Source organism: Mesorhizobium sp. USDA 4775, assembly GCF_054062655.1.
The window spans coordinates 258923-278783 of sequence record NZ_JBSSFM010000001.1; the positions used below are offsets into that span (position 1 = coordinate 258923).

Genomic DNA, 19861 nt, shown 5'->3' on the forward strand with positions numbered 1-19861 from the left:
GCTTCATCATGACGGCACGCTGCAGGCGGTTATTCCAGAGAGGAGAGGTCATTCAGCCGGAAAGAAGGCCGGGCCGACCACACGCACCGGCCGCGTACCGGCTTCGATCGACTGCAACTGAGCGGCCCCAGAGGCCTCGGTGCCGGATTGCGGGATTGCCGCGACACTGTCGAAATCCGGCTTTGGCTGCGGCAACGGAATGATGGCATTGGTCATGTTTGTGGGCGTCACCGTCCTTGCCCTCAATTCGGCTACCCGCCGGTAATAGCGCTTGACGTCGCAGGCCTTGAAATTGGCATCGTCACGGTAGCGAAAAGCCGAAGGCAGTTCGATATAGGGTTTGCGCGTATCGAGCGCGACCATCTTTTCGGTTTCCAGACTGGCGTCGCTGAGCGTGTAGAGATCGACGGCCGGGTCATCGCAGATGTAACGGCACTGATCGGCCATGTCCCTGACATCGTCGCTGCCGGCGAATTGCGATTTGGGCGCGGGAAAAAAATATCCATCCGACAGGCGCACGCAAAACAGCATCGTATTGCCGGCATATGTTGGCCCCGCCGCTGCCTGCGCGGATTGGCTTTTCGGCGCCTGGCGCTGCTCCTTTGCCCCGCAGCCAAGCGCCGCGAGGCGTGCCTGCAGGCCTGAAAGGTCCCGGCCGGAATTGGACGCGGCGGCCATCCGGCGCTGCACTTCCGTCCGGTTTCTGCCAAGGTCGGCGCATGCATTGAAGAAGCCACCCGCGGCACTTTGCGCCGTGCACCGACGCTGCCTCTCCAGGCCCTGGATCGCCGCAAGCTGACGGCGCAACTGCGCCAGTTCGGGGCTCACGCCGCTGCTGCGGCCGCCAGAAAGCAACTGACTTCTGATCGCGCTGCAACTATCCGCGTAGGAAGACGTCGTGCCGAGCACAAGGGCGGCCACCGTCACCAGCGCGATCATCATGAGAAGCCAGAAACGGATCATCGGGACGACATGGTCCTTGCTGCTGATAGCCTGGAATCACATTCTTTCGACTTGGATAAGCTTCAGATAAATGAGTAATACCTAATAATTGAAGCTTTCATGATCGAAAAGACTTTCATTTAGTGTAGTAGAATGGCTCCTGTAAATTCGATATTACATTTTTATTTCAAGATTGAGACGAACCACAAAACCAAGCAGCCATGCCGGCGACTATCGGAATCACCGGGGCGTGGCTCTCGAGGCGAACGATCAATCCGACGTTACCGACGCTTGACGCTGAAACCTTTGCCTGACTGCCGCGTTGAAGGCATAGGGAGAACGCAGATGTCGATCCACTTCGCGGTGTCGGAACTGACAAGAAACCTTTTTCATTCTCTCGGGCTGGATCACGAGCGCGCGCCACGACCGCTCAATCCCGAGGAAAGCCTGTTGCTTGAGTGCTATCTGGCCGGGCACATCCCGGAATCGGCCTGGAGCGACTATGTCTTCGAGACCCCGGATCTGGCCCGGCATGCCAAGGCACGGCGCCTGAGCCACTGAGCAATTGGCTCCGAAGCGGCGGCGCCAGCCGCTATTTCTTTGGGGAAACCAGTTGCAACGTGAAGACGTTGCCACCAATGCCTTGCGCCAAAGCCGGTGACAAACTCAGAGGCGTGCAATTCTTGACGGCGGCGATGGCCGCGTCGATGAACGCCTTTCGCGCCTTGTCATCGCCGGCCACTTTGGCGGCGGTCGGCCGCGGCGGACCGATCAGCGAGCCGTCGCGCTTAAAGCTGAAACTCAAGGTTACGGTCGAATTTCCGGCATCCGCCGGCGGCGTCCAGCAGGCCTGGATCGCATCCCCGACATCATCCATCGTATTGAGCACTGCTGCCTCAGACGGGAGGAGCGTCCCGGCCAGCATTCCACCGGCGACCGTCAGCATTGCCACGCATTTCATCGCAAGCCCTCATCTCACTCCAGGCCGGCGTTCCAAGCCGGATCCGCTGAACGGAATGTTAGAGGCAACGTCGGCGATGACAATATCCCGACGCGAAAAGTTGATGCTCCGGCATTGCCTTGTCACCGTCGCGCGATGTCCCGGCATGGGGTCCGAAAAAGCAAAAAGGCCGGCACTGAGCCGACCTTTCCTTACACCGATATGCGCCAGTACATCCGTGGTCGCGCGGTGAATTCCCGCCAGTAGACAGGGCTTTGGTTAACGAATCCTTAAGCTGAAGCCTTCGCCTGCGACCGCACATAGGCGATATAGCCGCGCACGTCGCCGGCCGGCTCGGCATAGGCCTTGCCGAGCTTCTTCTCGATGGCCGCCATGTACTCCTGCGCCCATTTGGGCAGCGGATAGTCGATGACCGCCAGGAATTCGAGCGTCGCCGCCAGCCTTATGTCGGCGATCGACGGGTTCGCGCCGCCGATGAACGGCTTGCCGTCCCTGAAGAAGCTATGGAAGACCTCCAGCGGCTCGGCGATCGCCGCCATCGCGGCCTTCTGTGCTTCCGACTTCTTGTCGGGATGGGCATCGCTGTGGCCGACCTCGCCGGCATATTGCGGGAAACCCAGCGCCGGATAGGTGGCGCGCGCCACATAGGGGTAGAGCGTACCGATCAGATAGAACATGGCGCTGTCGATCATCGCCCGCTTGGCCGGCGCCTTGGGATAGAATTTCTCCAGCCCGTGCTTGTTGGCGAGATACTGCATGATGGCGCAGCTTTCCCAGAGCACGCCCCTGGGCAACCCCTTGTCCTCGATCATCGGCGTCAGATGCGCCGGATTGCGCGCCAGATATTCGGGCGAACGCGTGTGGCCCCAGGCGTCGGTCTCGGCGGCGTCGAACCCGGCCGCGCGAGCAAACACCCGCACTGTCATGTTGTTGACGCTCGGCTTCAGCATGCTGAGCTTCAACGCCGGCTTTTTCGCCGGCTTGGCCTTGGCGGTCTTGGGCGCCGGCTTTTGCGCCGCCGGTTTTGCTGCGGCTTTCGCGGCCACCTTCGGTGCGGCCTTTGCGGCTGCCTTCACTGCGGGCTTCGCGGCTGCTTTTGCCTTTGCCTTGGCAGCCGATTTCCCAGCACTCTTGGTCACTGTCTTTGCCATGTTTGTCCTCCCTTTGTTTTGTTGGCCGTCAGTATGGATTCTTCGGCGCCCGGTCGTCCGACAAGGTCGCACGGGAGCTCTCGACAAGCGCCTGGATCGCGTCCGCAAGATGCACCTCGGCGATGTTGTAGTCGCCGCGCCCGACACGCAGCCTGTGCGCCTGCATCAGCACATCGGCATGGGTGAAACCCGCCGGCGGCTCGAAGCGGTAGGAAGCGAGTTCGATCAGCAGGCCGAGTGGATCCTCGAAATAGATCGAATCCATGAAGCCGCGATCCTTGACGCCGCTGTGCTTGATGCCGCGCTCGTCGAGCCGGGCGACCGCCTGCAGGAAGGTGACCCGCGACACCGCGAACGCGATGTGGTGGACGCAGCCCGGGTCGGTCGGCGTGCGTCGCTTCTGCGGCACGCGGCTCTCATCGGTGAAGATGGTGATCAGCCGGCCGTCGCCCGGATCGAAATAGAGATGGCTCTCGCTGGCCTTGTCGAGGTTGGGCTGCTCGAAGATGAAAGGCATGCCGAGCACGCCTTCCCAGAAATCGATCGAGGTCTGGCGCCCGGCGCCGACCAGCGTGATGTGGTGGACGCCTTGCGCTTGCAGTTTCTGCATTGGCCTTCTCCCCGCGGCATCGATTGGTCGTCAGGATCTGCCTGGCACCCGGCGTTCTGCGCGCCGTTTGAACCGTGCCTCTAAGATCCATCACCTGATGCTAATGCAATCGGCCTCGCCGCGCCAGAAGCGGCAAGTCCCATCTTTGCAGGACGGTGAAACCGCTCCTGGTCGCAAAGCTGCGTCCTCGAATATTGTGCAGGCCATCTAATTCGTAGAAAGAATGGCCTTGAAATGTGGAAAGGGTTGTTTCCTTCATTTATTCGAGCGATGCGGCATCTCTTCGTGTGGACTACATTGAAGATGATCCTACGGATCAATGAGTAGTCCGAAGCTAGTCCCCTTTGCGGCTACTCCAAGGGCCCCGCTTGACTCCCGGTCGGCGGGGCTTTTCCGTGCAGTCGACACGACAACCTTACGGCGCATAGCCGATGGTCGACCGGCCCGGCATTGCGCCGATCAAAAATTGAAGACGTGCGAAGCGATCAGCCCGGCCAGCAGCACGCCCGCAAGGAGAGCGATGATCGAGGCGAGGAACCAGCGCAGCGTGACCTGATAGACCGGCTCGTCGTCGTCGCGCGGGAGCAGCGAACGCCACAGTGCGACGAGTTGGAGGACGATGGACAGCGCGAGCAGCAGCGTCGCCAGGATCGAGGCCGTCGTCCATCCGCCATCAGCTTCGAAATTCCAATACCGCAGGAAAAGAAGCGAAAACCCGAGCAACACGGTGATCGCGGAGATCACACCCTGTCGGTAGCCGACGGGCAAGGGAACTCTACGCGCCTCAATCGCCTGCAAACCCCGCTCGTTGGTCTCATCGGGGTCCTGACGCTTGGGTGTGTCGATCATGAAGGCAACATCTATTTTGACAGGCCCCTGGAAGTCGGCGCAGGTCTTGGTCGATCGATACGACTGGGCCTGCGGGCTGTCATCATCATCCCTGTACCTTCCTCGCGCAAGGTGAGCGATGCCATTGACAGTCAGCGTCCGGTCAGGCGCATGCTCGGCGGGAGCCGAGCCATAAAAGTTGCCAATGTAGCCAGAAGGAAGCTTGGTACGCCCAAGGGGAATCGAACCCCTGTTCCCGCCGTGAGAGGGCGGTGTCCTGACCGCTAGACGATGGGCGCGCTCAAGAACCGGCGATATAGGCTGACGGCTGGGAAAAAGCAACTGGGGTTGGCCAGCTTTACCACATCGAAGAAAAGCTGGCCGCAAGCCTAGCGTTTCGGTTCGATCAGGTCCCAGAGATTGCCGTGCAGATCGGCGAAAACCGCGACCGTGCCATAGGGTTCGAAACGCGGCGCCTCGCGGAATTCGACACCGTTGTCCAGCATCGCCGCATGGTCGCGCGCAAAGTCGTCGGTTTCGAGGAACAGGAAGACCCGGCCGCCTGTCTGGTTGCCGATACTTTTCCTTTGCGCCTCGTCGGACGCCTCCGCCAGCAGCAGCCTGGCGCCCTGCCCGTTGGCCGGCGCGACCGTGACCCAGCGCTTGCCGCCGCCGAGATCGACGTCCTCGAGGAGCAGGAAACCCAACCGCCCGACATACCAGGCGATCGCCTCGTCATAATTGGCGACGACCAGCGCCACGGTCGCGACACGACGATGTCCGGCGAAGCCTGTCATGACTGAGGCCTGTTCATTTCTGCGGCAAACTTGCTTGTTGCATTGCCGCCGGTCATTTGCTGCGAATTGCGAACTGCCCAATCAGGCGGCGCTCGGCGATATCATAGACGAAGATCGCACGGCCGCCGTCGGCAAGCTCGGCGTCGATGGAGATGCGATTGCCGGACAGCGACTGGCTGACCACTTTCGCCCCGACCGGCAGCACGATGTCGCCGCTGAGCGGCTCGTCGGCCGGCACCTGGATGTCACCGGCCAGCGGCGGGCTTGCCGGCGGTGCCTTGCGGGCTTTGTAGACAATCGCCGCGATCACCACCATAAGAGCCAGCAACAGCAGGCCGAGATTGATGGCCATGAAGCGGACGAGCTTGCCACGCATCTTTTCGACCTCGGGGTCGAGTGGCTTTTCCCCGCCTTTGGCAGCAAAAGAGTCTTCGTCGGCATCGGGCCGGGCCATGGCAAATATTCCGGAACGGTTTTCGATGAGCGCTCATAACGAAGAGGCCCCCGAATTGATAGAGGATCGATTCATCGCGGCCGAACCGACGGTGCTGGTGGTGGGCGCGGATGCGGCCGGCCAGCGCCTCGACCAATGGCTGGCGGCCAGCCTCGGCCCTGATATGTCGCGCAGCCGCGTGCAGATGCTGATCAGGCAAGGCGCTGTGAGCATCGACGGCAAGCCGGCCGACGAGACCAAGCGCAAGATGATCGCGGGCGAAAGCGTGTCGGTCGCCATGCCGGAACCGGAGCCGGCCGCGCCGCAGGGCGAGGCCATCGCGCTCGACGTGCTCTATGAGGACGACGCGCTGATCGTCATCAACAAGCCGGCGGGGCTGGTCGTGCACCCCGGCGCCGGCAACTGGACCGGCACGCTGGTCAACGCTCTGATCCATCACTGCGGCGACAGCCTGTCTGGCATTGGCGGGGTGCGCCGGCCGGGCATCGTCCACCGCCTCGACAAGGAGACCAGCGGCGTCATGGTGGTGGCCAAGACCGACCGCGCCCACAAGGCGCTGTCGGAGGCCTTCGCCGATCACGGCCGGACCGGCGATCTCGAACGCGCCTATCTGGCGCTGGTCTGGGGCATACCGCAGCGGCCGACCGGAACGGTCGACGCGCCGCTTGGCCGCGCCGCCGACCGGGTGCGCCGCGCCGTGGTGCCGGAAGGCCGCGACGATGCCCGCCATGCCGTCACCCACTTTGCCGTTCAGGAGCGTTTCGGCGAAAAACAGCAGGAATTCGCCACCGCCAGCCTGGTCGAATGCCGGCTGGAAACCGGCCGGACCCACCAGATCCGTGTCCATATGGCCCATATCGGCCACCCGGTCATCGGCGACCCCGACTACGGCCAGGCCTTCCGCACCAAGGCCAACCGGCTGCCGGAACCCCTGAAAAGTCAGGTCAACGCATTTTCACGGCAAGCTTTGCATGCCTGGCTCCTTGCATTTCGCCATCCCGATACCCATCTACTGGTGAGGTTCGAGGCGCCGATCCCGGGGGACATGGAGGAACTCGTCAGCGGCTTTCGCAATCTCTAAACCCCGCCTTCAACAAGCTCGAAACCAGCCATCAAAAAACCTGACTGGCATTGTTCACTTCAGCGTGACACACTGTTTCGTGTTGAACAAATGCCTGTCTTTTCTGGTTTTGTTCCTATATAAGACCTTATGCCGCGAGCGAGCCTTTTGGTGTTCGCGTCACATGCCCGCCGCGTTTCGGGGGCATCACTCCAATAGAGAGGGGGCGCTATCATGGCCCAGTCACTACCTAGTATTGTTTCCGGCGAAGGCGGCCTCAGCCGCTACCTGGAAGAAATCCGCCGCTTTCCCATGCTTCAGCCGCAGGAAGAGTACATGCTCGCCAAGCGTTATGCCGAGCATGAAGACACGTCCGCCGCGCACAAGCTCGTCACCAGCCATTTGCGGCTCGTCGCCAAGATCGCCATGGGCTATCGCGGCTACGGCCTGCCGATCGGCGAGGTGATCTCGGAAGGCAATGTCGGCCTGATGCAGGCCGTCAAGAAATTCGAACCCGAGCGCGGTTTCCGCCTCGCGACCTACGCCATGTGGTGGATCAAGGCCTCGATCCAGGAGTATATCCTGCGCTCGTGGAGCCTGGTCAAGATGGGCACGACCGCCAACCAGAAGCGTCTGTTCTTCAACCTGCGCAAGGTGAAGGGCAAGATCCAGGCGCTGGATGACGGTGACCTCAAGCCCGACCAGATCGCCGAGATCGCCACGCGGCTGAACGTTTCCGAAGCCGAGGTGGTGTCGATGAACCGCCGCCTGTCCGGTGATGCTTCGCTCAACGCGCCGATCCGGGCGACGGAAGGTGAGTCCGGCGAATGGCAGGACTGGCTGGTCGACGACCACGAAAGCCAGGAAGAGATGCTGATCGAGCAGGACGAACTGGAAAACCGGCGCGGCATGCTGTCGGGCGCTCTTGCCGTGCTCAACGAGCGCGAGCGGCGCATATTCGAGGCCCGTCGCCTCGCCGAGGAGCCGCTGACGCTGGAAGAGCTGTCGGCCGAGTTCGACATCAGCCGCGAGCGCGTGCGCCAGATCGAGGTGCGCGCCTTCGAGAAGGTGCAGGATGCCGTCAAGGCCGCCGCCAAGCGCCAGACCCAGGCACTGCGCACCATCGAGGCTCAGCCGGCGGCTTAAGCCCAGCTTCGGCGACAAAACATCAAGGCGGCGTCAGGAAACTGACGCCGTTTTTTGTGACGCCAGCGATTTGGCGAAACCGGCGCAGCCGACATTTCTCCCCGTCACTATACAGGGAGAAATGTCCGGCGGGACAATGAGGGGCAGCGCCGGGATTGCGGGTTTACAGCCACAGAGCCAGCGGCGCGATCATAACGGACGTTGGCGCCGCCCCTCATCCGGCTGCCGCCACCTTCTCCCCGTATAATGACGGGGAGAAGGGACTACCCGCGCGGCGCATCACTTTCACAGCGCATCCAGCGGAAACTTCAGATACCGTCGGCCATTGGCTTCCGGCTCCGGCAGCCGGCCGCCATTCATGTTGACCTGCAGCGCGTGCAGGATCAGCCGCGGCATCGGCAATGTTCTGTCGCGAGCCTCGCGCAGCGCCACGAATTCGGCCTCGCTGTGCGCGGCGACAAGATGGATGTTCTTGGCCTTCTGCAGGCCAACCGTGCTCTCCCACAAGGGCTCGCGGCCACCGGCCTGATAGTCATGGCCGACGAAGACGCGCGTCTCATCGGGCAGCGCCAGTATGTCCTGGATCGAGCGCCACAGCCGCGCGGCACTGCCGCCGGGGAAATCAGCTCGCGCCGTGCCGCTGTCGGGCATGAACAGCGTGTCGTGCACGAAGGCGGCGTCGCCAGCCACATAGGTGATCGAGGCCAGCGTATGTCCCGGCGAGAACAGCACATGGACCGGTAGGCTGCCGATCCGAAACGTCTCGCCTTCCCTGAACAGCCTGTCCCACTGCGAACCGTCGGCGGGAAAATCCGGCCAGTTGTAGATCGCCTTCCACAGGTTCTGGACGTCGACGATCCTGTTACCGATCGCCGTCCGCGCCCCGGTCTTGCGTTTCAGATAGTGCGCGGCCGAGAAATGATCGGCATGCGGATGGGTGTCGAGGATCCACTCGGGCTTCAGCCCGTTCTCCCCGACGAAATCGAGCAGGGCATCCGCGCTCTTCGTACCCGTCGCGCCGGATTTCTCGTCGAAGTCGAGGATCGGATCGATGATGGCGCATCGCCTTGTCGCCGGATCGGTGACGACATACTGAATGGCACCGGTCGGCTTGTCGTAAAAGCCCCTGACCTCAGGTTTTGCCAAAGCCAAGTCCAAACCGAACTCCCCAACCCAGCCAGCAGGAACGTTTTTCTCCGCCAGGCTCCAACAGGAGTATGGTTGTCCACCCTTGCGGGCCAGTCAAGCATGACTTGGCCCGCAAGGGCGGAAAAGGCAAAAACCGTTCCGGCGTCCGCTTCAGGCGGACGGCTGTTTGGTCTTCCTGAGATAAGGCAGGATGGTCTCAAAGGCGCCGAAACGCTTGATCGCATCTTCGTTGGAAACGGCAGCGGTGATGATGACGTCCTCACCCTGCTTCCAGTTTGCCGGCGTCGCCACCTGATGCTTGGCGGTGAGCTGCATGGAATCGACCGCGCGCAGGATCTCGTCGAAGTTGCGGCCCGTGGTCATCGGATAGGTCAGCACCAGCTTGATCTTCTTGTCCGGCCCGATGACATAGACCGAGCGCACGGTGGCGTTGTCGGCCGGCGTGCGGCCTTCGGAGGTCTCACCGGCGCCGGCGGGCAGCATGTCGTAGAGCTTGGCGACCTTGAGGTCCTTGTCGCCGATCAGCGGATAGTGCACCGTCTGGCCGGTCGCCGTCTTGATGTCGGCCTGCCATTTGTCGTGGCTCGCAACCGGATCGACGGAGATGCCGATGATCTTGACGTTGCGTTTCTTGAACTCGCCTTCCAGCCCGGCCATCGTGCCGAGCTCGGTGGTGCAGACCGGTGTGAAATTCTTCGGGTGGCTGAAGAGGATTGCCCAACCGTCACCGATCCAGTCGTGAAAGCTGATCGTCCCCTGCGTGGTCTCGGCCGTGAAATCCGGCGCGATGTCGTTGATACGAAGGCTCATGGTTCCTACCCCTGTGAATGCCGCTCGTTGGCGGGCGGCCACCCTTTTACCACTCCATCTGCGACCTTCAAAACGGTGCGGTCGCCGGCAGTGATGCAGGCCGCGAAAAATTTTCGCCATTTCTGGGGGAATATGGAAATTTCGCTGTCGGCGTCGCGAAAGTCTAGGATTTCACGGCCAGCGACGTGGCGAGGTCTTCCATCCGCTGCGCCAGCGCACCAAGCGCGTTGGTCAGCACGCTGTCGCTCTTGTCGGCCTTGGTCAGCGCCTCGTCGCGCGTCTTGCGCAAGGTCAGCACCTCGCTTTCCATGCCCTTGACGCGCTTCTGCAGTTCCGAGAGTTCGTCCATCACCATGATGCCGGCCATGACGGTCAGCCGCTGGTCGCCGATCTCGCCGAAAGAATCCTTCAGATGCGAGACATAACGGTCGAAGCGTTCGGCGAGGTCGATCAGATGATCTTCCTGGCCTTCGTCGCAGGCCATCCGATACTGTTTGCCGTCGATTGAAACCGTGACCTGTGCCATGGGCCAGCTCCTATCTGTCCAACACGGCGCGGATGGTTTCCATGGCGGTCACCAGCCGTCGCGATACTTCCTTGTTGGCGTCCTCCAGCCGTTCGGCGCGCGCTTCGGAATTGTCGAGTTCCTGCGCCAGCCTGGAGCGGTCGGCATTCATCCGCTGCACCTCGGCCTCGGCTTCCGAGTAATCGCGTTCATGCTCCAGCTTGGCCGCGACGGCGTTTTCCAGCCCCTCGATGGCCTTGCCCAGCCTGGCGATGACTTCCTTGAGTGTGGTTTCCCCGGTCATGGCCTTCGTCCTGTGCCCTGCCCATCACCGAATCGTTCGCGTTCAGAACGCGTTATCCCTGAAACATTAGGCACCGGGTGAAGGCAACGTCAACAAAGCTCTCGCGACTGTCCCCTGCTAACGCTAATGTAGGGCCACAGTCAGCATCACAAGACCGGCAAATCTGCGCCCGATTTGTTGACTAAAAGCCCGCGCCTGCTATGTGTCGCGCACCTTTTCAAGGGCGCTCCCAAGCCCCCAAACCCCCACCTTTGGAGGAACCATGACGTCGCGTGAACAACATGACCGGATGGCCAATGCGATCCGCTTTCTCTCCATGGATGCCGTCGAGAAGGCCAATTCCGGCCATCCCGGCCTGCCCATGGGCTGCGCCGACATTGCCACGGTGCTGTTCACCCGCTTCCTGAAATACGATCCCAAGGCCCCGCACTGGCCCGACCGCGACCGCTTCATCCTGTCGGCGGGCCATGGCTCGATGCTGCTCTATTCGCTGCTGCATCTGACCGGTTACGAGGACATGACCCTCGACCAGATCAAGCACTTCCGCCAACTCGGCTCCAAGACCGCCGGCCATCCCGAATACGGCCACGCCACCGGCATCGAGACGACGACCGGCCCGCTCGGCCAGGGCCTCGCCAATTCGGTCGGCTTCGCGCTCGGCGAGCGCATCATGAACGCTGCCTTCGGCAACGACCTGGTCAGCCATTACACCTATGTGCTGGCCGGCGACGGCTGCCTGATGGAAGGCGTTTCCCAGGAAGCCATCGCGTTGGCGGGGCATCTCAAGCTCAACAAGCTGATCGTCTTCTGGGACAACAATAACATCTCGATCGACGGCCCGGTTTCGCTCGCCGACAACACCGACCAGGTCGCTCGCTTCCAGGCCTCCGGCTGGAACGCCAGCCATATCGACGGCACCGATCCGGAAGCCATCGCCTATGCCATCGAGGCGGCCCGCCATTCCGACAAGCCGACGATGATCGCCTGCAAGACGACCATCGGCTTCGGCGCCCCGACCAAGGCCGGCACCAACAAGGCGCACGGCTCGCCGCTCGGTGCCGACGAGATCGCCGGCGCGCGCAAGTTCTTCAACTGGGAATCGCCGCCCTTCGAGATTCCGGCCGACATCCTCGATGCCTGGCGCGCCGCCGGCAAGGCCGGTGCCAAGCCGCGCGCCGACTGGGAAGGCCGTCTCGCCAAGGCAGAGCCGAAGCTGAAGGCCGAGTTCGAGCGCCGCCTCGCCGGCAAGCTGCCGTCCAATTTCGACGCCGTCATCGCCGACTACAAGAAGAAGCTCTCGGCCGACAAGCCGAAGGTCGCCACCCGCAAATCGTCGGAAATGGCGCTTGAGGTCATCAACGGCGCCGTGCCGGAGACCATCGGCGGCTCCGCCGACCTGACCGGCTCCAACAACACCAAGACCAGCCAGACCAAAAACATCACGCCGGACGATTACGGCCAGCGCTATGTCCACTACGGCATCCGCGAGCACGGCATGGCGGCGGCCATCAACGGGCTGACGCTGCATGGCGGCCTCATCGCCTATGGCGGTACCTTCATGTGCTTCTCCGACTATGCCCGCCCCTCGATGCGGCTGTCCTCGCTGATGGGCATCCGCTCGATCTTCGTCATGACCCATGATTCCATTGGTCTGGGCGAAGACGGCCCGACCCACCAGCCGGTCGAGCACCTGGCGGCCCTGCGCGCCATTCCCAACCACAATGTCTTCCGCCCCGCCGACGCGGTGGAGACCGCGGAATGCTGGCAGATCGCGCTCGAATCCGAAAAGACGCCGTCGACGCTGGCGCTGACCCGACAGAACCTGCCGACCGTGCGCACCGAGCATTCGGCCAACAACCTCAGCAGCCAGGGCGCTTACGAACTGGCCGCGGCCAGCGGCGAGGCGGCGGTGACGATCTTCGCCACCGGCTCCGAGGTCGAGATCGCGCTCGGCGCCCGCGACCTGCTCGAGAAGCACGGCCACCCGACCCGCGTCGTGTCGGTGCCTTGCTTCGAACTGTTCGACAAGCAGAGCGACGACTACCGCAAGAAGACGATCGGCAACGCGCCGATCAAGATGGCGATCGAAGCCGGCATCCGCCAGGGCTGGGATCATCTCATCGGCTCGGACGGCATCTTCGTCGGCATGACCGGCTTCGGCGCCTCGGGCACGATCGAACAGCTTTACCCGCATTTCGGCATCACCGCCGAGGCGGCGGCCAAGGCGGCGGAAGCCCGCCTGCACGCCAAGTAAGGCCGTGCACGCCGCCCAAAATCGTGGTGCGGTTTTGGGGTAACGGCATGCACAAAACAAAAATGCCCCGGCGAAGCCGCGCAAAGCGATTTCGCCGGGGCTGGCCCAACCTAATCGATTTAAATCTGCGTCGCTTTGGCTGGATTCTTTGGCCGTCCGCCGCTATGAAGCTGCGGACCCATCGTCAGCCTTCCAGCTCCCAGGGAGAGAAAAATGACCGTCAGAGTTGCCATCAACGGATTCGGCCGCATCGGCCGCAACATCCTGCGCGCCATCCATGAATCCGGCCGCAAGGACATCGACGTCGTCGCCGTCAACGATCTCGGCCCAGTCGAGACCAATGCCCACCTGCTGCGCTACGACAGCGTGCACGGCCGTTTCCCGCATGAAGTGTCGGTGTCCGGCGATCAGATCACCGTCGGCAAGGAAAAGTTCAAGGTCACCGCCATCAAGGATCCGACGCAGCTGCCGTGGAAGGAGCTCGGCGTCGACATCGCGCTCGAATGCACCGGCATCTTCACCGCCCGCGACAAGGCCGCCGCGCACCTGACCGCCGGCGCCAAGCGCGTGCTGGTCTCCGCACCTGCCGATGGCGCCGACCTGACCGTGGTCTACGGCATCAACCACGACAAGCTGAGCAAGGACCATATCGTCATCTCGAACGCGTCCTGCACCACCAACTGCCTGGCGCCGCTGGCCGCCGTGCTGCACGAGACGGTCGGCATCGAAAAAGGCATGATGACGACCATCCATTCCTACACCGGCGACCAGCCGACGCTGGACACCATGCACAAGGATCTCTACCGCGCCCGTGCAGCGGCCCTGTCGCAGATTCCGACCTCGACCGGTGCGGCCAAGGCGATCGGCCTCGTGCTCCCCGACCTCAAGGGCAAGCTCGACGGCATCTCGATCCGCGTGCCGACCCCGAACGTTTCGGTCGTCGACTTCAAGTTCATCGCCAAGCGCGCCACCACGGTGCAGGAAATCAACGAAGCGGTCATCGCCGCCTCCAACGGCAAGCTGAAGGGCATTCTCGGCGTCACCCATCACCCGAATGTCTCGATCGACTTCAACCATGATCCGCGTTCCTCGATCATGGCGCTCGACCAGACGAAGGTGATGGACGGCAACTTCGTTTCGGTGCTGTCCTGGTACGACAATGAATGGGGCTTCTCCAACCGCATGGGCGACACCGCCGTCGCCTTCGGCAAGACCATCGCCTGATCGCGGACCCGTCTTCTCGACACCTGAAACGCCCGGCTTCGTCCGGGCGTTTTTCATTTGCCGGAGCAGCAACGCCGAACCACCGGAAAATCAACGGCTCGCCCCAAAAAACCACCCCCGCGCCTTGCACTGGCCATGCCTTCGCCCCACTCTCCCGTAAATCGATATAAAGAGGAATTCGAGGGGCAAATCACGGATGGAGCATGCGATCTATCTCGTCACGCTGGTCGGCACGGCGCTCGTTGTCGCCGCCGCGTTTTCGAGTCTGATCGCCTTCCGCTTCGGTGCCCCCCTCCTGCTGCTCTTTCTCTGCATCGGGCTCGCCACCGGAACCGACGGCCTCGGCATCGAATTCGACAATGCCCGCATCGCCTATTTTGCCGGCTCACTGGCGCTGGCGGTCATCCTGTTCGATTCCGGCTTCGGCACACCGCTCAACGCCTTGCGGCAGGCGGCCGGCCCGGCGCTGTCGCTGGCGACCTTCGGCGTGCTTCTCACCACCGGCCTGTTCGGAGCGGCGGCCTACTATCTGCTTGATCTCAGCTGGCTGGAATCCTTCCTGCTCGGCGCCGCCGTCGCCTCGACCGACGCCGCGGCGGTGTTCTTCCTGCTACGCGCCGGCGAGATCAATCTGCGTGAGCGCGTGCGCTCGACGCTCGAAGTGGAATCCGGCACCAACGACCCGATCGCCATCTTCCTGACCATCACCCTGGTCGAGGTCATCGCCGCCCATGCCAACCCCGAAACCAATGTCCTGGTCACCAGCCTGATCCTCGGCTTCCTCGTCAATATGGGCCTTGGCGCCGTCGTCGGCGCACTCGGCGGCCTTGCCATCGTGCGTCTCGTCGACCGGCTCAATCTCGACCACGGCCTGCTGCCGATCTTCGTGCTGACGCTGTCGCTGATGGTCTTCGCCGCCGCCGGCGCCATCGGCGGCTCCGGTTTCTTGGCGGTCTATATCGCCGGCCTCATTGCCGGTAATTCCGACATCCGCGCCGTCACCATCCTGAAGCGTTTCCAGGACGGCATGTCATGGCTGGCGCAGATCATCATGTTCCTGATCCTCGGCCTGTTCGCCACCCCTTCGCAATTTCCGGCGATCATGGTGCCGGCGATAGCGCTTGGCCTTTTCCTGATGTTTATCGCCCGCCCGATCGCTGTCTGGCTCTGCCTGATCCCTTTCCGCCTGCCGCGCCCCGAAGTCGCCTTCGTCTCCTGGGTCGGCCTGCGCGGCGCGGTTTCGATTTTGCTCGCCATCACCCCATTGCTCGGCGGGCTGGAAAACGGCCGCACCATTTTCAACGCCGCCTTCATCATCGTGCTGGTGTCGCTTGTCATCCAGGGCTGGACGGTCGGCCCGCTGGCGCGTCGCCTTGGCCTCATCGTGCCGGCCCGCCTTGGCCCACTCGACAAGGTCGAACTCGAACTCCCCGGCTCCGCCCACCACGAGCTCCTTGCCTATCGCGTGGCGCATGGCAGCCCGGTGGCGCGCGGCGAGCGCATTCCGCGCTGGGCGCGGCCCTCCCTGGTACTGCGCGACGGCCGCTCCATGCGTTTCCAGGACATGGGCCGGCTCGCCGCCGGCGACCAAGTCTACATTTTCGTGCCGGACCGCTATCCGCGCCTGCTCGACAAGCTGTTCGCCAGCCGCGCGGTGGTCGACCCGGAAGATGCCGATTTCTTCGGCGCCTTCGCCGTCGACCCGGCACGCTCCGGCGCCGAACTGGAAGCCGCCTACGCACCGGGCCTGACCGAGGCGGAGAAGAAGCTCACCGTCGGCGCTCTGGTCACGGCGCGGCTCGGCGGCCATGCCGAATATGCCGATCGCGTGCTGATCGGCTCGATCGAGCTGATCGTCAGGGATGTCGACGACAAGGGCAGGATCACGGGTCTCGGCCTTTCCTTCGAGCCGACCGCGCCGGTGGCGCGGGTGCCGGTGTTCCTAAGTGCCGGCGAGATGGGCGACCGCCTCGGCGCCTTCATCCGCAACTGGCGCAAGCCGACCGAGACGCAGGAAGCGGCGGCACAGGCCGAAGACGCCTCCAAGCCGCCGGTTGAAAAAGCCACGACCGGGAGCTGAGAAGGGCGATCGCTGGCCCTGCCCCGTCATCACCGGGCGATCTTCACGGACTATGTTCCCGCCCGCCTCAAAATTTCGCGCCGCATCGCGGCCAAAGCCTTGCATCGGCACCGATGCGGGGTATGGTCCCCGCGATTTTCCCGAGGAAAGGAACCCGCATGGCCGCCTTCAAGACCCTGGACGATATCGGCAACATCAGCGGCAAGCGCGTGCTGGTGCGCGTCGACCTCAACGTTCCCGTCGCCGACGGCAAGGTCACCGACGCCACCCGCATCGAACGCATCGCGCCGACCATCGCCGAACTGTCGGGCAAGGGCGCCAAGGTCATCCTGCTTGCCCATTTCGGCCGGCCTAAGGATGGGCCATCGCCGGAATTCTCGCTGGAGCCGATCGCCAGGGCAACCGCCGAGGTGCTCGGCCGCCCCGTCGGCTTTGCCTCGGATTGCGTCGGCGACACAGCGGGAAGTGCCGTCGCGGCCATGAACAAGGGCGACGTGCTGCTCTTCGAAAACACCCGCTTCTACAAGGCCGAGGAAAAGAACGACCCGGCCTTCAGCGAGCGGCTCGCGGCCAATGGCGACATTTTCGTCAACGACGCCTTTTCCGCGGCGCACCGCGCCCACTCTTCCACAGAAGGGCTGGCGCGTCTGTTGCCTTCCTTTGCTGGCCGCACCATGCAGGCCGAGCTCGAAGCGCTGGAGAAGGGTCTGGGCAACCCGGTCCGCCCGGTCGTCGCCATCGTCGGCGGCGCCAAGGTCTCGACCAAGATCGACCTTTTGATGAACCTGGTGAAGAAGGTCGACGCGCTGGTCATCGGCGGCGGCATGGCCAACACCTTCCTTGCCGCGCGCGGCACCAATGTCGGCAAGTCGCTGTGCGAGCATGACCTTGCCGCCACTGCCAAGCAGATCATGATCGAGGCTGCCGAAGCCGGCTGCGCCATCATCCTGCCGGTCGACGGTGTCGTCGCCAAGGAATTCAAGGCGGGCGCCGCCTGCGAGACCGTCGCCATCTCCGAAGTCCCGGCCGATGGCATGATCCTCGATGTCGGCGAGAAGACCGTGAAGACGATCGGCGAATGGATCGACCGCGCCGCGACGCTGGTCTGGAACGGCCCGCTCGGTGCCTTCGAGATCGAGCCGTTCGATCACGCCACGGTGGCGGCGGCAAAACACGCGGCCGCGCGCACCAAGGCCGGCAAGCTGGTCTCCGTCGCCGGCGGCGGCGATACGGTGGCGGCCCTCAACCACGCTGGCGTCGCCGACGACTTCACCTATGTCTCGACCGCCGGCGGCGCCTTCCTGGAGTGGATGGAAGGCAAGCCGCTGCCCGGCGTCGACGTGCTGAAGCGGTAAGCAGTTCCGGGAAAACTGTGAACGGTTTTCCCGGGAAAAGCGCGTAGCGCTTTCCCTTGGGAATTGCGTCAAGACTGAAGCGCATTTTGCAGCCAGGCGGAAACGCCTGGCGCCACAGAAATGCGGCTGGAACAAGCAAGGCAATCAACACAAAGAGGCGCCCGGGACTTTCAATCGATTCGAGCTTTCCGATGCCATTCCTTTGGCGGTAGACTTCCGCTAAGCGCGGAACGAACCCCTTTCAGGAGAAGCATAATGAGCGAACGTCTCGAAGACATAGCCGCCGCGATCGTGGCCAACGGCAAGGGCCTGCTGGCCGCCGACGAAAGTTCCGGCACCATCAAGAAGCGCTTCGATGTCATCGGCGTTGAATCGACAGCCGACAGTCGCCGCGACTATCGCGAGATGATGTTCCGCGCCAAGGACGCGATGACCAAATACATTTCCGGCGTCATCCTCTATGACGAAACCATCCGCCAGAAGGCCGCGGATGGCACGCCTCTGGTCGACATCATCAAGGCATCAGGCGCCATCCCCGGCATCAAGGTCGATGCCGGCGCCAAACCGCTGGCCGGCTTTCCCGGCGACACCGTCACCGAGGGCCTCGACGGCCTGCGTGAGCGCCTTGCCGACTACTACAAGCTCGGCGCCCGCTTCGCCAAATGGCGCGCGGTGATCGACATCGATACCGGCAAGGGCGTGCCTTCGACCAATTCGATCAGCGCGAATACCCATGCGCTCGCCCGCTATGCCGCCCTTTGCCAGGAAGCCGGCATCGTGCCGATCGTCGAGCCGGAAGTGCTGATGGACGGCGCCCACGACATCGGCACCTGCTACGAGGTCTCGAAGGCGACGCTGATCAAACTCTATGATGAACTCCATGCGGCGCGCGTCGTGCTGGAAGGCACGATCCTCAAGCCCAACATGGTGCTGTCGGGCAAGAAGTCGGGCACGGTGGACAGTCCCGAAAAAGTCGCCGAGATGACCATAAAACTGTTCCGCGAGACGGTGCCGGCGGCGGTCCCGGGCATCGCCTTCCTCTCCGGCGGCCAGGAGGACGAGGAGGCAACCGCCAACCTCAACGCCATCAATGCCATCGGGCCGCATCCGTGGAAGCTGACCTTCTCCTATGGCCGCGCGCTGCAGGCTGCCCCGCAGAAGGCATGGAGCGGCAAGGCGTCGAACGTCGCCGCCGGCCAGGCCGCCTTCACCCATCGCGCCCACATGAACTATCTGGCCGCACTCGGAAAATGGAAGGCGAGCCTCGAACAGGCCGCCTGAGCACACCGCTTCCGTCACCGTTCAAACCCGGGCCAACGCGCCCGGGTTTTCGTTGTCTGCGATTTGGGGGAAGACCTCCTCATCCTTATTTCCTCTGGGCGTTGCCGGCGATGTCGGTTTGCGCTCGTCCCGAACGTCCTTGGGATGAGAGACAGGGAGAGGTTCATGCATCGCAACAAGGTCGTTTCACGCGAGGACTGGTTCCAGGCGCACAAGGGGCATCTGGCGCGTGAAAAGGAACTGACGCGGTTGCGGGAACGTGTTGCGGCCGAGCGGCGGGAACTGCCCTGGCTGAAACTAAGGAAGGACTACGTCTTTGAGACGGAGCAAGGGCCGAAGAAACTGGCCGAGCTTTTCGCCAACCGCAGCCAGTTGATCGTCTACCACTTCGTGTTCGCGCCAGGTTCCACCCATCACTGCGAAAGCTGTGCCTTCGTCGCCGACCATATCGATGGCGCCAACCGGCATCTCAGGCATCATGACGTGTCGCTTGTCACCATATCGCGGGCGCCGCTGGCCGAGCTGCTGCCTTACAAGCAGCGCATGGGCTGGACATTCGACTGGGTGTCTTCCTATGCGTCCGACTTCAACTTCGATATGCAGGTGTCCTTCACCGACAAACAGATCGCATCCGGCGAAGCGGTCTACAATTTCGAAACACCGGTGCTGACGTCGAAGGACTTGCCCGGCACCACTGTCTTCTACAAGGGCGAAACCGGTGACATCTTCCTGACCTTCATGTCGCGCGCCCGCGGCAGCGAGCAGTTCATCGGCGCCTATCAGTATCTCGACATCGCTCCGAAAGGTCGTGACGAGACCGGTCCTTACGGGACCTTCATGGACTGGGTGCGGCTGCACGATGAATATGGGAACAGGTCCCAACAGGACGACATATACCCTTAGGGCACCGGCCGGCCATGCAAGGATCCGTTCACCTCGGCCCAAACATG

20 protein-coding genes and 1 tRNA gene are annotated in these 19861 nt (G+C 62.9%); 9 read left to right on the forward strand and 12 right to left on the reverse strand.

Features of this window, described 5'->3' with window-relative positions; translation table 11 throughout:
- Window positions 1-48: 48 nt before the first annotated feature.
- Window positions 49-963: a DUF2865 domain-containing protein gene (locus ACVILI_RS01260; protein WP_038650119.1), complete on the reverse strand. Its 915-nt coding sequence runs from the start codon at window positions 961-963 to the stop codon at window positions 49-51.
- A 324-nt stretch (window positions 964-1287) separates the two neighbouring features.
- Between ACVILI_RS01260 and ACVILI_RS01265 the strand changes: the two genes are divergently transcribed.
- A complete protein-coding gene (locus ACVILI_RS01265; protein WP_457102288.1) occupies window positions 1288-1503 on the forward strand; it encodes a hypothetical protein in 216 nt (71 codons plus the stop codon).
- A 31-nt stretch (window positions 1504-1534) separates the two neighbouring features.
- Here ACVILI_RS01265 and ACVILI_RS01270 read toward each other — a convergent pair whose 3' ends face one another.
- The 7 genes from ACVILI_RS01270 to ACVILI_RS01300 all read right to left on the reverse strand — a co-directional run bounded on the left by ACVILI_RS01270 (window position 1535) and on the right by ACVILI_RS01300 (window position 5743).
- Entirely contained in the window at window positions 1535-1903 is a 369-nt protein-coding gene (locus tag ACVILI_RS01270; protein WP_051726875.1) for a hypothetical protein, read from the reverse strand.
- A gap of 269 nt (window positions 1904-2172) precedes the next feature.
- The gene (locus ACVILI_RS01275; RefSeq protein ID WP_038650121.1) at window positions 2173-3054 is read right to left on the reverse strand and encodes a glutathione S-transferase family protein; all 882 of its coding nucleotides are present in this window, start codon (window positions 3052-3054) and stop codon (window positions 2173-2175) included.
- A gap of 28 nt (window positions 3055-3082) precedes the next feature.
- Window positions 3083-3664 carry a VOC family protein gene (locus ACVILI_RS01280; RefSeq protein ID WP_019861615.1) on the reverse strand — a complete coding sequence of 194 codons (582 nt, stop codon included), beginning with the start codon at window positions 3662-3664 and terminating at the stop codon, window positions 3083-3085.
- Window positions 3665-4123: 459 nt separating this feature from the next.
- On the reverse strand, window positions 4124-4513 hold the full coding sequence (locus ACVILI_RS01285; protein ID WP_196774170.1) for a hypothetical protein: 390 nt from the start codon (window positions 4511-4513) through the stop codon (window positions 4124-4126).
- Between the two features lie 203 nt (window positions 4514-4716).
- Window positions 4717-4791: transfer RNA gene (locus ACVILI_RS01290), tRNA-Glu, on the reverse strand.
- Window positions 4792-4881: 90 nt separating this feature from the next.
- Window positions 4882-5289, reverse strand: coding sequence for a VOC family protein (locus ACVILI_RS01295; RefSeq protein ID WP_019861616.1), 408 nt, complete (start codon window positions 5287-5289; stop codon window positions 4882-4884).
- A gap of 52 nt (window positions 5290-5341) precedes the next feature.
- Window positions 5342-5743 (reverse strand): hypothetical protein, encoded by a 402-nt coding sequence (locus tag ACVILI_RS01300; protein WP_019861617.1) that lies wholly within the window; start codon window positions 5741-5743, stop codon window positions 5342-5344.
- A 25-nt stretch (window positions 5744-5768) separates the two neighbouring features.
- Between ACVILI_RS01300 and ACVILI_RS01305 the strand changes: the two genes are divergently transcribed.
- Together ACVILI_RS01305 and rpoH are read left to right on the forward strand one after the other, a co-directional pair.
- The gene (locus ACVILI_RS01305; protein ID WP_038653457.1) at window positions 5769-6824 is read left to right on the forward strand and encodes an RluA family pseudouridine synthase; all 1056 of its coding nucleotides are present in this window, start codon (window positions 5769-5771) and stop codon (window positions 6822-6824) included.
- Between the two features lie 213 nt (window positions 6825-7037).
- Entirely contained in the window at window positions 7038-7949 is a 912-nt protein-coding gene (gene rpoH / locus ACVILI_RS01310; RefSeq protein WP_019861619.1) for an RNA polymerase sigma factor RpoH, read from the forward strand.
- A gap of 285 nt (window positions 7950-8234) precedes the next feature.
- On the opposite strand, the gene ACVILI_RS01315 is transcribed toward rpoH, so the two are convergent.
- The 4 genes from ACVILI_RS01315 to ACVILI_RS01330 all read right to left on the reverse strand — a co-directional run bounded on the left by ACVILI_RS01315 (window position 8235) and on the right by ACVILI_RS01330 (window position 10717).
- Window positions 8235-9095, reverse strand: coding sequence for an MBL fold metallo-hydrolase (locus ACVILI_RS01315; RefSeq protein WP_394811829.1), 861 nt, complete (start codon window positions 9093-9095; stop codon window positions 8235-8237).
- A gap of 153 nt (window positions 9096-9248) precedes the next feature.
- Window positions 9249-9908 carry a peroxiredoxin gene (locus ACVILI_RS01320; protein WP_019861622.1) on the reverse strand — a complete coding sequence of 220 codons (660 nt, stop codon included), beginning with the start codon at window positions 9906-9908 and terminating at the stop codon, window positions 9249-9251.
- Window positions 9909-10071: 163 nt separating this feature from the next.
- Complete coding sequence (locus ACVILI_RS01325; RefSeq protein WP_019861624.1) at window positions 10072-10434, reverse strand: cell division protein ZapA; 363 nt, start codon at window positions 10432-10434, stop codon at window positions 10072-10074.
- 10 nt (window positions 10435-10444) lie between these two features.
- Window positions 10445-10717, reverse strand: a complete 273-nt coding sequence (locus ACVILI_RS01330; RefSeq protein WP_006200774.1) for a DUF4164 domain-containing protein — start codon at window positions 10715-10717, stop codon at window positions 10445-10447.
- Window positions 10718-10979: 262 nt separating this feature from the next.
- Between ACVILI_RS01330 and tkt the strand changes: the two genes are divergently transcribed.
- From tkt to ACVILI_RS01360, 6 genes are all read left to right on the forward strand, one after another.
- Window positions 10980-12971 (forward strand): transketolase, encoded by a 1992-nt coding sequence (tkt, locus tag ACVILI_RS01335; protein ID WP_038650124.1) that lies wholly within the window; start codon window positions 10980-10982, stop codon window positions 12969-12971.
- 213 nt (window positions 12972-13184) lie between these two features.
- Window positions 13185-14195, forward strand: coding sequence for a type I glyceraldehyde-3-phosphate dehydrogenase (gene gap, locus ACVILI_RS01340; protein ID WP_038650127.1), 1011 nt, complete (start codon window positions 13185-13187; stop codon window positions 14193-14195).
- Between the two features lie 196 nt (window positions 14196-14391).
- Complete coding sequence (locus tag ACVILI_RS01345) at window positions 14392-16275, forward strand: potassium/proton antiporter (protein ID WP_038650129.1); 1884 nt, start codon at window positions 14392-14394, stop codon at window positions 16273-16275.
- Window positions 16276-16433: 158 nt separating this feature from the next.
- On the forward strand, window positions 16434-17630 hold the full coding sequence (locus ACVILI_RS01350) for a phosphoglycerate kinase (protein ID WP_038650132.1): 1197 nt from the start codon (window positions 16434-16436) through the stop codon (window positions 17628-17630).
- 255 nt (window positions 17631-17885) lie between these two features.
- On the forward strand, window positions 17886-18911 hold the full coding sequence (locus ACVILI_RS01355; protein WP_027047477.1) for a class I fructose-bisphosphate aldolase: 1026 nt from the start codon (window positions 17886-17888) through the stop codon (window positions 18909-18911).
- Between the two features lie 165 nt (window positions 18912-19076).
- A complete protein-coding gene (locus tag ACVILI_RS01360; RefSeq protein WP_019861630.1) occupies window positions 19077-19814 on the forward strand; it encodes a DUF899 domain-containing protein in 738 nt (245 codons plus the stop codon).
- Window positions 19815-19861: the final 47 nt, after the last annotated feature.